Origin of the sequence: Saccharopolyspora oryzae, from assembly GCF_027853915.1 — a bacterium.
Lineage (GTDB): Bacteria > Actinomycetota > Actinomycetes > Mycobacteriales > Pseudonocardiaceae > Saccharopolyspora > Saccharopolyspora oryzae.
This window is the reverse complement of record NZ_JAQGLA010000008.1, coordinates 88,513-101,012: the sequence shown is the minus strand read 5'-3', so window position 1 is coordinate 101,012 and position 12,500 is coordinate 88,513. Positions and strand designations below refer to the sequence as shown.

The following is a 12,500-nucleotide window of genomic DNA, read 5'->3' as shown; positions in this document are numbered from 1 at the left end:
GGGATGTGCTGGCGTTGCGACGATCTCGCGATCGTCTGCTGACGGTACCTGGCGCGCCGCGGATCCGGGCTGCGGGAACGGCGGCCGGTTCCGGGCTGGTGCACCGTACCGGGTGAGGTGCGGATGTGGGCAGGGGTGGCCCCGGGATGTGACCTGCTAGCAAAACGGACGGCAGAACCACCCAGTTGGCCGCTGTTTGCGCTTACGCTCTGTGCCGTGTCCAAGCTCGCAACCGCAGCGAAACGGTTGATCGTCGGTCAACCCTTCCGCAGCGACCGCCTCGCGCACACCTTGCTGCCCAAGCGCATCGCGCTGCCGGTGTTCTCCTCCGACGCCATGTCCAGCGTCGCCTACGCCCCCGAAGAGATCCTGCTGGTGCTCTCGGTGGCGGGTGTTTCGGCGTTCGCGATGAGCCCGTGGATCGGGCTGCTGGTGGCGATCGTGATGATCACGGTGGTCGCGTCGTACCGGCAGAACGTGCGCGTCTACACCTCGGGCGGCGGCGACTACGAGGTCGCCAGCGTCAACCACGGGCGCCGCTGGGGCTTGGTGGTGGCCAGCGCGCTGCTGGTCGACTACATCCTCACCGTCGCGGTCTCGATCTCCTCGGCGGCGGCCAACATCGGCTCGGTGATCCCGTTCGTGGCCGAGCACAAGGTGCTGTTCGCGGTCGGCGCGATCGTGCTGCTGACCGCGATGAACCTGCGCGGTGTCCGGGAGTCCGGTTCGCTTTTCGCGATCCCGACCTACGCGTTCATCATCGGGATCATCGGCATGATCCTCTGGGGCCTGTTCCAGACCTACGTGCTCGGCACCGAGCTGCGCGCCGAGAGCGCCGGTTTCGGGGTGATTCCGGACGAGAGCCAGATGGCCGGGGTGGCGTTCGCGTTCGTCGCGCTGCGGGCGTTCTCCTCCGGCAGCGCGGCGTTGACGGGTGTGGAGGCGATCAGCAACGGCGTGCCGGCGTTCCGCAAGCCGAAGTCGCGCAACGCGGCCACCACGCTGGCGCTGATGGGCAGCATCGCCGTGATCATGCTGCTCGGGTTGCTGTGGATGGCCCGGGTCACCGGTGTCGTGTTCGTCGAGGACCCGGCGACGCAGTTGACCGGCGCGCCCGAGGGCTACCAGCAGAAGACGCTGGTCGCGCAGCTGGCCGGGGCCGTCTTCCACGGCTTCCCGCCGGGCGTGTGGTACCTCGTGTTCTTCACCGGGCTCATCCTGGTGCTGGCCGCCAACACCGCGTTCAACGGTTTCCCGGTGCTCGGGTCGATCCTGGCGCAGGACCGGTTCCTGCCGCGGCAGCTGCACACCCGCGGGGACCGGCTGGCCTTCTCCAACGGCATCGTGTTCCTGGCCGTCGGCGCGATCATCCTGGTGTTCGCCTTCCAGGCCGAGGTCACCCGGCTGATCCAGCTCTACATCGTCGGCGTGTTCGTGTCGTTCGTGCTCAGCCAGAGCGGCATGATCCGGCACTGGAACCGGAAGCTGCGCACCGAGGAGGACCCGCAGACCCGGTCCCAGATGCGGCGCGCGCAGGCGATCAACACCTTCGGCCTGGCGATGACGGCCAGCGTGCTGGTGATCGTGCTGATCACCAAGTTCACCCACGGCGCCTGGATCGCGATCGCCGCGATGGCCGCCATCTACGTGCTGATGACCGCCATCCACCGGCACTACGACCGGGTGGCCGAGGAGCTCACGCGGCAGGAGACCGACGGGGTGCTGCCCTCGCGCAACCACGCGCTGGTCCTGGTCTCCAAGCTGCACCTGCCGACGATGCGGGCTATCGGCTACGCCCGCGCCACCCGGCCCGACGTGCTGGAGGGCGTGACGGTCAACGTCGACGACGAGGACACCCGGGCGCTGACCGCCCAGTGGCACGCGGAGAACCTGCCGGTGCCGCTGAAGGTGCTGGAATCGCCGTACCGGGAGATCACCCGGCCGGTGCTGGAGTACGTCAAGCGGATCCGCCGGGACAGCCCCCGCGACGTGGTGACGGTGTTCATCCCGGAGTATGTGGTGGGGCACTGGTGGGAGCAGCTGCTGCACAACCAGAGCGCGCTGCGGCTCAAGAGCCGGCTGCTGTTCCAGCCGGGTGTGATGGTCACCAGCGTGCCGTGGCAGCTGGAGTCCTCCGACCGCATCCGCCAGAAGAAGAAGCAGCAGCTGGCCTCGATGCCCGGCGCCACGCGGCGCGGGCTGGGGGCCAACGGGAAGGGAAGCGGTGACCGGAAAACCGGACTGGACCGGTAGGCGGCTCGAAGTCGAGGTCGGTGCCGTCGCGCACGGCGGCCACTGCGTGGCGCGGTACGAGGGCCGGGTGGTGTTCGTCCGGCACGCGCTGCCCGGCGAGGTCGTGGTCGTGGAGGTCACCGAGGACGCCGGCGGGGGCTTCTGCCGCGCTGACGCCGTCGAGGTGCTGACCCCCGCCGCGGGTCGGGTGAGCCCGCCGTGCGCGCTGGCCGACATGGCGCTCGGCCGCAACCGGTGCGGCGGCTGCGACTGGCAGCACGCTTCGGGCGAGACCCAGCGCGAGCTGAAGGCGGCGGTGGTCGCCGAGCAGCTGCAGCGGATCGCCGGGCTCGACTGGCCGGTTCAGGTGCGCGAGCTGCCCGGCGGGCTGCTGCGCTGGCGCACGCGCGCGCGGCTGGCCGTGGACCGCAGCGGCAACGCCGGCTTCCGGGCGCACCGCAGCCACCGGGTGGTGCCGGTGGAGGACTGCCCGATCACCGCGGAGGGCGCGATGGCGGAGGTCACCGACCGCCGCTGGCGGCCGGGTGCGGAGCTGACCGCTGTCGAGGACTCCCGCGGCGAGGTCCACGTGACCGCGGTGGACCACAAGCCGAAGCGGCGGCACGCGCGTCCGGTGGCGCGCAGCGTCCGGGGCGGCGAGGTGGCGCACGAGTCCGCTGCGGGCCGTTCGTTCGACGTGTCGGTGCAGGGCTTCTGGCAGGTCCACAAGGCCGCGCCGGACGTCTTCAGCGAGACCGTCGCGCAGCTGGCCGCAGTGCCGTCCGGCGGTGTGGCCTGGGACCTCTACGGCGGGGTCGGTCTGTTCGCGGCGGTGCTCGCCGAGCAGGCCGGTCCGACCGGTGAGGTGCTGCTGGTGGAGTCGTCCAAGCGCGCGGTGGAAGACGCGGTGGCGAACCTCCGGGACCTCCCGCAGGTGGCGTTCCGCGCGGGCACGGTGGAGCGCGTGCTGACCGACGAGGACCTGCCGACGCCCGACGTCGTGGTCCTGGACCCGCCCAGGAAGGGCGCCGGTCGTGCGGTCGTGGACGCAGTGGCCTCGCGAGAGCCGTCCAGGATCGTGCACATCGCGTGCGACCCGGCGGCATTGGCCCGCGACGTCTCGCTCTACGCCGAACACGGCTATCGCCTGAGCGATCTGCGGGCCTTCGACGCCTTCCCGATGACCCACCACATCGAGTGCATCGCCCTCCTCGAACCCGTCGACGGGTAACCGGCCCCGGAGTTCCGCGGTTTCCGTTGAAAGCGCAGTTTCAATTGAAACTGCGAACCTGGTGGCCGCCGGGCGGGTGGGTCGATCCGAGGATGGGAACGGCGAGATGACGAATCGCGAACACCTGGCGGAGGTGCTCCCCGCACCTCCCGAGTCGGGGACCGAGGTCTCTGCGGTGCCCGGAAAACCCAGTGCCGCACCGGAATTCGTGTCTGGACGCCGGGCCGCATCGCTGGTGCTCGGCGCCTTGAGCGTGGTGGTGCTGCCTGCGTCGGGGCTGCTGCTCGGTTCGGCGGCCGCGCCCGGGTTCTCGCTGGTCTGGGCAGCGGTGTGGATCGGGATCGCCGCGGTGGGGTGGGTGCTGGACCAGCGGACTCCGCGCCGTTGGGCGGGGTGGGCGTTGCTCGCCGCAGTGCCGCAAGCGGTGGTCGACCTGACCTTCGCAGCACCGCTCGGCCTGCTCGGGCTGGTCGTCCTGGTCGTTGCGCCGCTCGTGGCGCGCGTTGCGCAGCGGCGTTGCAGCGCGCTCGCCTCGGACCTGGCCGAACTCGACGTGGAGACCGTCCTGCCCGCCGGATCCGCACGGCTGCGGATCGGCCGGGACCGGGTGGTGCTGGTGCGCGACGTGCCCGGTGGATCCGGGAACCACGCGCTGCCGCTGGCCGAGCTCGCACTGGCCCAACCCGGCGAGATCGACGCCGACGAGGCCTGGTGGCCGCTGCCCGGTGGCGTCGGCGTTCGCCTGCGCCGCGGCCCGGCGGTGCGATTGGTCGCGGGCAAGCAGCAGTGGGTGCTGCCGGTCGAGGACCCGAGGCTGGTGGCGGCGATCGTGCGTCGCCGCGGCACGGCCGCCTGGTCGCTGCGAACCGGACCCCAGGACCTGCCCGCGTGGCAGGCGCTGCGCAAGTGGGTCTTCGCGCGCACCACGACCTACCGGGGCGGACCGAAGGCGCTGGCGAACCCGGCGTTCCGGGCGCCGGTGGGGTTCCTGGCCGCGATGCTCGGCTCGATGCTGCTGGCCACCGCCTTCGGTCGAGCGCTGACCGACCCGGGGCTGTGGATCGTCGGCATCGCCGCGCTGGCGATCGGCGCCTACTTCGTCGTCGCCTGGCTGCGGGTGCGCAGCCGCTTGGAGTTCGCCGAACTCCAGCAGCTCCCGCCGCACAGCCCGCCCTGGGGCGACCTGCGTCCCGGCATCGCCCCGATCCCCGCCTGGCGCCCCTGGAGCTGAGCGTTCCGACGCGGACGCAGGTGACGATTCGCACAGCGTTGACCTGCACCGTCGTCGGTCCGGCTGGGCGGTGCAGCGCTCCGGGCGCCGCGACGACGTGCGGACTGCCGCCGCAGGCCTTGGAATGGGTGGAGTCGCTGCTCGCGAGTTCGATCTCCAGACCGGCGTGGGGGCTCGGCCGATGGTTCGGACACCGGCAGCAGCGGCCGTTCGGCGGTACCGGTGCGGGGAGCCGCGATCAACCGCGGGCGGCCGGGCGGGGTGCACACCGCGCCGGGCCGTCGGTAGCCCGCTCCGTAGACTGGGCGCACCATGTATCGCGGCGGAGCCAGGCAGCCAGCCGGGCCCGGCATGCGAATGAACCCGACCAGCACTATGAGTGAGGTGGAGTGGTGACGCTGCTGGGGTCCGTGCGCAATCCGGCCGACGTCAGGCGCCTTAAGCACGCTGAGCTGGCGCAACTGGCCGAGGAGATCAGGCAGTTCCTGATCGCGAAGGTTTCGCGGACCGGTGGTCACCTGGGGCCGAACCTGGGGGCGGTCGAACTGACCCTGGCCGTGCACCGGGTGTTCGACTCGCCGCGCGACGCGGTCGTGTTCGACACCGGACATCAGGCCTACGTGCACAAGATCATCACCGGTCGGCAGGACGGCTTCGACCGGCTGCGCAAGCGGGACGGCCTGTCCGGCTACCCGTCGCGCGCCGAGAGCGAGCACGACCACGTGGAGAACAGCCACGCCTCGACCGCGCTGTCCTACGCCGACGGCATGGCGCGCGCCTTCCAGCAGAGCGGGGAACAGCGGCACGCCGTGGCCGTGGTCGGTGACGGCGCGCTGACCGGCGGGATGTGCTGGGAGGCGTTGAACAACATCGCCGCCGACCAGGAGCGCCCGGTGGTGATCGTGGTCAACGACAACGGTCGCTCCTACGCCCCGACCATCGGTGGCCTGGCCGAGCACCTCGCCGCGCTGCGGCTGAACCCGAGCTACGAGAAGGCGCTCGAGAGCGGTCGGCGCACGCTGCGCAACCTGCCCGTGGTGGGTCGTTCGCTCTACACCGGCCTGCACGCGGCCAAGAGCGGCATCAAGGACGCCATCGCCCCGCAGGTGATGTTCTCCGACCTGGGCATCAAGTACCTGGGCCCGGTGGACGGCCACGACATCCGCGCGATGGAGCACGCGCTGCAGATGGCCAAGTCCTTCGGCGGCCCGGTGATCGTGCACGCGGTGACCCGCAAGGGCAACGGCTTCGCCCCGGCCGAGAACGACCAGGCCGAGCAGATGCACCAGGTCAAGGTCATCGACCCGGAGACCGGGCTGCCGACCAAGCCGGCCCCGAAGAGCTGGACCGACGTCTACGCCGACGAGCTGGTGAAGATCGGCGCGGAGCGGCCCGACGTGGTGGCCATCACCGCGGCGATGCTCGGCCCGACCGGGCTGAAGAAGTTCGGCGAGGTCTACCCGGAGCGCTGCTTCGACGTCGGCATCGCCGAGCAGCACGGCATGACCTCGGCGGCCGGCATGGCGATGGGCGGGCTGCACCCGGTGTTCGCGGTGTACTCGACCTTCCTCAACCGCGCGTTCGACCAGCTGCTGATGGACGTCGCGCTGCACAAGCAGCCGGTGACGGTCACCCTCGACCGCTCCGGGGTCACCGGCGAGGACGGGGCCAGCCACAACGGCATGTGGGACCTGTCGATCCTGGGCCTGATCCCCGGCATCCAGGTCGCCGCGCCGCGCGATGCGGTCACGCTGCGCGAGGAGCTGCGCGAGGCGGTCGCCGTCGACGACGGACCGACCGTGGTGCGCTTCTCCAAGGGCGCGGTGATCGAAGAGGTCCCGGCGGTCGAGCGCATCGGCGGTGTCGACGTGCTGCGGCGCGGCAACGGCGACGTGCTGCTCGCGGCGGTCGGCGCGTTCGGCGAGCTCGCGGTGGCGGCGGCCGAGCGGCTGGCGGCGCAGGGCATCGACGTCACCGTGGTCGACCCGCGCTGGGTGGTGCCGGTCCCGGAGCAGGTGGTCGAGCTGGCCGCTCAGCACCGGCTGGTGGTCACCCTGGAGGACTGCGGTCGGCACGGCGGTTTCGGCTGGGCGCTGGCAGCTGCTCTGCGCGACGCCGAGCTGGACGTCCCGCTGCGCGACCTGGCGGTGCCGAACGAGTTCCTGGAGCACGCCTCGCGCGACGAGGTGCTGGCCGAGCTCGGCCTCACCGAGCAGGGCATCGCCGCACGCATCACCGAGTGGCTGGCCAAGTGCGGCGGCGCGCGCACTCCGCTGCGGGTCGCCACCGACGTCGAGCGCCCCGCCGCCAACGGCTGATCGACCGCAGCCGCAAATTCCATTGAAATCGGACCTTCGATTTCAATGGAATTTGCGGCCCGTCGGTGTGTCGGGGTCCGACACGCCGATGTGCGCGGAGGACCGCGGGGGCTGGGATTGATCGTGTTCGGCGTCGTTGTTCCTGGGCGTTGTGGCAGGGTGAGGTCGTGCGAATCCTGGTCGTCGAGGACGAGAAGCCGTTGGCCGACGCGGTCGCTCGCGGGCTGCGGCGGGACGGCATGGCCGTGGACGTCGCCTACGACGGCGAGAGCGGTCAGGAGAAGGCGTCGATCACCCGCTACGACGTGGTGGTGCTCGACCGCGACCTGCCCGGCATGTCCGGCGACGAGCTGTGCCGGGAGCTGATCAACTCCGGTGAGCTGACCCGGGTGCTGATGCTCACCGCGAGCGGCACGGTCGCCGACCGCGTCGCCGGGCTGTCCCTGGGCGCCGACGACTACCTGGCCAAGCCGTTCGCCTTCGCCGAGCTGGTCGCCCGCGTGCGGGCGCTGGGGCGGCGCGCGACACCCGCTCAGCCGCCGCTGCTCACCGCGCTGGAGCTGGAGCTGGATCCGGCGCGGCGCACGGTTCACCGGAGCGATGGCGAGATCGAGCTGACCCGCAAGGAGTTCGGCGTCCTGGAGGTCCTGCTGTCGGCCGGTGGTGCCGTGGTGAGCTCCGAGGAGCTGCTGGAGCGGGTCTGGGACGAGAACGCCGACCCGTTCACCACGACCGTGCGGGTCACCATGATGACCTTGCGCAAGAAGCTGGGGGAGCCGGGCGTCATCGAGACGGTGGTCGGCTCCGGCTACCGGGTGCCGTCGGCGGGACGCGCCGAGCACGCCCGGGACTGATCCGATGAGCGCGTCCGCCCGGTCGTTCTCCCGCCGCGGGCCCGGCCTCCGGCTCCGCCTGACGCTGCTCGCGACCGGACTGGTCGCGGTGGTCAGCGGTCTGCTGCTGTGGTTGGGCTGGGTGCTGGTGGGCAACGTGGTGGCCGCGGTGCCGCAGCTGCCGGACGGCACGCTCGTCCGGGTGCACGGCGTGGACGTGCCGGCGCCGTTGCTGGGGGAGGCGTTGCGCGACTCGGCGCGGCAGCAGGTCCTGCTCATCGGCGGGGGCGCTTTCGTCGCCGTCGTGCTGGCTGCCGCACTGCTGGCGTGGACGGTGTCCGGCCGGGTGCTGCGACCGCTGCAGGAAGTGACGGCCACCGCGCGGCGGCTTTCGGCCGAGTCGCTGGACGAGCGGATCGCGCTGAGCGGTCCGCGCGACGAAGTGGCACGCCTCGCCGACACCTTCGACGAGATGCTCGACCGGTTGCAGGCGGCTTTCGACTCGCAGCGCCGGTTCGTCGCCAACGCCAGCCACGAGCTGCGCACTCCGCTGTCGGTGATCCGCACGGAGCTGGAAGTCACGCTGTCCGATCCCGACGCCGACGAGGCGGAGCTGCGCCGGATGGCCGAGGTGCTCCGCGAAGCCACGGCCCGTGCGGAACGCCTGGTGGAGTCCCTGCTCCTGCTGGCGCGGACGGAAGGTGTCGAGCTGGCGGTGCGCGAACCGGTCGACCTCGCCGAGGTGGCGGGGCGGGCCCGGCGGGCGGTGGAACCGGAGGTCCGCCAGCGCGGGCTGCGGGTGGAGTGCAGCGGTGAACCCGCGTTCGCGGTGGGCGACCCGGCGCTGCTGGAGCGGGTCGCGGGCAACCTGCTGGAGAACGCGGTGCGGCACAACGTCGACGGCGGTTGGGTGCAGGTCGTCATCGGCAGCGATCCGCGGTGGACAACGCTGCGCGTCGCGTCCTCGGGGCCGAACATCCTGCCGGAGCAGGTGGAAGCCCTCTTCGAACCGTTCCGCCGAGCAGGGGTCGAACGAACCGCCCGCAGCGGAGCGGGTTTGGGCCTGTCGATCGTCCAAGCAGCGGCGAAGGCCCACCACGGCCGCGTCCAAGCCGAAGCCCTCCCCACCGGAGGCCTCGCGGTCACCGTCCAACTCCCCGCCGCACCCTGACGAAGGGTCCGCTCCGTGAGCACTTTGTGGGGCTACAGCACCAGAAAAGGCTCACGGCCACGCACAGGAAAGCGGGGCCGGGACGAGTCGTCCCGGCCCCGCATCAGCTCGCTTCGATCAGGCGGAGACCGATGCCACGCCCGGGTCGAGGAAGCGCTTGCCGTTGACCTTCTCCGAGATGCCCGCCCGGTCCAGGTACGGCGTGATGCCGCCCAGCCAGAACGGCCAGCCCGCGCCCAGGAGCATGCACAGGTCGATGTCCTGAGCCTCGGCGACCACGCCCTCGTCGAGCATGAGCTGGATCTCCTCGGCCAGTGCGTTCAGCGCCCGGTCGCGGACCTGCTCGGTCGTCGACGGCTCATCGCCCTGCTCCCACAGCGCCGCGACCTCGGGGTCGACGATCTGCTTGCCGGAGTCGTCGGTGGTCCACACCGCGGCCTTGCGGGCCTCGACGAAGCGCTGCATGTTGGCGCTGATGCCGAACCGGTCCGGGAAGGCCGCGTGCATCGTCTCGTTGACGTGCTGGGCGACCGCCGGGCCGACCAGCTGGAGCAGCACCATCGGGGTCATCGGCAGGCCCAGCGGCTCCAGGGCGTTGTCGGCGACCTCGAACGGCGTGCCCTCGTCGACGGTGGCGATGACCTCGCCCATGAACCGGGTCAGCAGCCGGTTGACCACGAACGCCGGGGCGTCCTTGACCAGCACGCAGGACTTCTTCAGCTGCTTGCCGACCTTGAACGCGGTGGCCAGCGAGGCGTCGTCGGTCTTCTCGCCGCGCACGACCTCCAGCAGCGGCAGGACCGCGACCGGGTTGAAGAAGTGGAAGCCGACGACCCGCTCCGGGTGCTGCAGCTGGGAGGCCATCTCGGTGATCGACAGCGACGAGGTGTTGGTCGCCAGGATCGCCTCGGCGGAGACGTGCTGCTCCAGCTCGGCGAACACCTTCTGCTTGACCGACATCTCCTCGAACACGGCCTCGATGACGAAGTCGGCGTCGGCGAACGCCGCCTTGTCCAGCGAGCCGGTGACCAGGGCCTTGAGCTTGTTCACCGCGTCCGGCGACAGGCGGCCCTTGGCGGCGAGCTTGTCGATCTCGCCGTGGATGTAGGCCACGCCGCGGTCGATGCGCTCCTGGTCGATGTCGGTGATGACGACCGGCACCTCCAGGCGGCGCACGAACAGCAGCGCCAGCTGCCCGGCCATCAGCCCGGCACCGACCACGCCGACCTTCTTGACGTCGCGGGCCAGCGACTTGTCCGGCGCACCGGCCGGGCGCTTGGCGCGCTTCTGGGTCAGGTCGAACGAGTACAGCCCGGAGCGCAGCTCGTCGGACATCAGCGCGTCGGCCAGCGCCTCGGTCTCGGCCGCGTAGCCGGCGTCGAGGTCGTTGCCGCGGGCCAGCTCGATCAGCTCGACGGCCTTGGTCACCGCCGGGGAGGCCCCGTGGGTGCGGGCCTCGACGATGCCCTTGGCGCGGGCGACGGCGTCGTCCCAGCCCTTGCCGCGGTCGATCTCCGGGCGCGACACGGTCTGCTCGCCGTTGACCACGCGGACCGCCCAGCGGATCGACTCCTCGAGGAAGTCGGGGCTGTCCAGCAGCTCGTCGAAGATGCCCAGGCCGTGGGCCTTCTTCGGGTTGAGCATCCGGTTCTGGCTCAGCGCGTTCTCGATGATCACGGTGACCGCGGCGTCCGGACCGATCAGGTTCGGCAGCAGCTGGGTGCCGCCCCAGCCCGGGAACAGGCCCAGGAAGCACTCCGGGAACGCGACCATGCCTGCGGACTTCGACACCGTCCGGTAGTGGCAGGACAGCGCCAGCTCGAGACCGCCGCCGAGGGTCGCGCCGTTGACGAACGCGAAGGTCGGGATCTTCGACTCGGTCAGGCGGCGGAACACGTCGTGACCGGTCTTGGCGATCATGTGCGCGTGCTCGCGCTCGGTGATCCGGCCGATGCCCGACAGGTCGGCGCCCACGGCGAAGATGAACGGCTTGCCGGTGACCGCGATGGCCGCGGGGTCGGCGGCGAAGGCCTCGTCGAGCGCGGCGTTGAGGCTCTCCAGCCCGCCCGGGCCGAAGGTGGACGGCCGGGTGTGGTCGTGGCCGTTGTCGATGGTGATCAGCGCGAGCTTGCCGGCCAGGCCGGGCGCGTCGACGAGGCGGGTGTGCGCCTTGGTGACGACCTCGTCGGGGAACAGCGCGGCGAATTCGGTCACTGCTCGCCTCCTGCGTTGTAGTTCGGGTTCTCCCAGATGACCGTTCCGCCCATGCCGAAGCCGATGCACATGGTGGTGATGCCGTAGCGCACCTCGGGGTGCTCGGCGAAGTGGCGGGACAGCTGCGTCATCAGCCGCACGCCGGAGGAGGCCAGCGGGTGGCCGCAGGCGATCGCGCCGCCCCACGGGTTGACCCGCGGGTCGTCGTCGGAGATGCCGAAGTGCTCCAGGAAGGCCAGCACCTGCACCGCGAAGGCCTCGTTGATCTCGAACAGGCCGATGTCGTCGATGCTCAGCCCGGCGCGCTCCAACGCCTTCTCGGTGGCCGGCACCGGACCGACGCCCATGACCTCGGGCTCGACACCGGCGAAGGCGTAGCCGACCAGCCGCATGCCGACCGGCAGGCCCAGCGACTCGGCGGTCTCGGCGTCGGCCAGCAGGCAGCCGGTGGCGCCGTCGTTGAGGCCCGCGGCGTTGCCCGGGGTGACCCGGCCGTGCGGGCGGAACGGCGTCTTCAGCCCGGCCAGCGCTTCCGCGGTGGTGCCCGGGCGCGGCGGCTCGTCGGCGGTGGCCAGGCCCCAGCCCTGCTCGGCGGAGCGGGTGGACACCGGCACCAGGTCCGGGCTGATCTTCCCGGCCTGCAGCGCATCGTCGTAGCGCTGCTGGCTCAGGGCGGCGTAGGCGTCCGTGCGCTCCTTGGTCAGCGTCGGGAACCGGTCGTGCAGGTTCTCCGCGGTCGAGCCCATGATCAGCGCGGACGGGTCGACGATCTTGTCCGACACGTAGCGCGGGTTGGGGTCGACGCCCTCGCCCATCGGGTGGTTGCCCATGTGCTCGACGCCGCCCGCGATCGCCACGTCGTAGGCGCCGAAGGCGATGCCGCTGGCGATCGTGGTCACCGCGGTCATGGCGCCCGCGCACATCCGGTCGATGGCGAAGCCCGGGACCGACTTGGGCAGCCCGGCCAGCAGCGCGGCGCTGCGGCCGATGGTCAGGCCCTGGTCGCCGATCTGGGTGGTGGCGGCGATGCCGACCTCGTCGATGCGCTCCGGCGGCAGCTCCGGGTGCCGCCGCAGCAGCTCACGGATGACCTTGACGACCATGTCGTCGGCGCGGGTCTCGGCGTAGATGCCCTTGGAACCGGCCTTGCCGAACGGCGTGCGTACGCCGTCGACGAAGACCACGTCCCGAACCGCGGGGCGGCTGCGGCTGTCGGCGGGTGCCGACGCAGGTGCGGCCACGGCGTGCTCCTCACTGGCTTGGTGGATGG

The 12,500-nt window shown here is 71.4% G+C and carries 8 protein-coding genes; 6 read left to right on the top strand and 2 right to left on the bottom strand.

From position 1 onward, the window contains the following. Positions 1–216: 216 nt before the first annotated feature. The 6 genes from OU415_RS08070 to OU415_RS08045 all read left to right on the top strand — a co-directional run bounded on the left by OU415_RS08070 (position 217) and on the right by OU415_RS08045 (position 9,016). A complete protein-coding gene (locus OU415_RS08070) occupies positions 217–2,253 on the top strand; it encodes an APC family permease (protein WP_270947964.1) in 2,037 nt (678 codons plus the stop codon). Then, the gene (locus OU415_RS08065; protein WP_270947963.1) at positions 2,225–3,463 is read left to right on the top strand and encodes a class I SAM-dependent RNA methyltransferase; all 1,239 of its coding nucleotides are present in this window, start codon (positions 2,225–2,227) and stop codon (positions 3,461–3,463) included. The genes OU415_RS08070 and OU415_RS08065 overlap by 29 nt, the downstream gene beginning before the upstream one ends. Before the next feature lie 106 nt (positions 3,464–3,569). After that, the gene (locus OU415_RS08060) at positions 3,570–4,694 is read left to right on the top strand and encodes a hypothetical protein (RefSeq protein ID WP_270947962.1); all 1,125 of its coding nucleotides are present in this window, start codon (positions 3,570–3,572) and stop codon (positions 4,692–4,694) included. A 392-nt stretch (positions 4,695–5,086) separates the two neighbouring features. After that, the gene (dxs, locus tag OU415_RS08055) at positions 5,087–7,012 is read left to right on the top strand and encodes a 1-deoxy-D-xylulose-5-phosphate synthase (RefSeq protein ID WP_270947961.1); all 1,926 of its coding nucleotides are present in this window, start codon (positions 5,087–5,089) and stop codon (positions 7,010–7,012) included. A gap of 167 nt (positions 7,013–7,179) precedes the next feature. Further along, positions 7,180–7,866, top strand: coding sequence for a response regulator transcription factor (locus OU415_RS08050; RefSeq protein WP_270947960.1), 687 nt, complete (start codon positions 7,180–7,182; stop codon positions 7,864–7,866). 4 nt (positions 7,867–7,870) lie between these two features. Beyond that, entirely contained in the window at positions 7,871–9,016 is a 1,146-nt protein-coding gene (locus OU415_RS08045; RefSeq protein WP_270947959.1) for a sensor histidine kinase, read from the top strand. A 117-nt stretch (positions 9,017–9,133) separates the two neighbouring features. Here the strand turns inward: OU415_RS08045 and OU415_RS08040 are convergent, their stop codons facing one another. Both OU415_RS08040 and OU415_RS08035 read right to left on the bottom strand, forming a co-directional pair. Next, positions 9,134–11,230, bottom strand: coding sequence for a 3-hydroxyacyl-CoA dehydrogenase NAD-binding domain-containing protein (locus OU415_RS08040; RefSeq protein ID WP_270947958.1), 2,097 nt, complete (start codon positions 11,228–11,230; stop codon positions 9,134–9,136). Beyond that, positions 11,227–12,471, bottom strand: coding sequence for a thiolase family protein (locus OU415_RS08035; RefSeq protein ID WP_270947957.1), 1,245 nt, complete (start codon positions 12,469–12,471; stop codon positions 11,227–11,229). The genes OU415_RS08040 and OU415_RS08035 overlap by 4 nt, the downstream gene beginning before the upstream one ends. Positions 12,472–12,500: the final 29 nt, after the last annotated feature.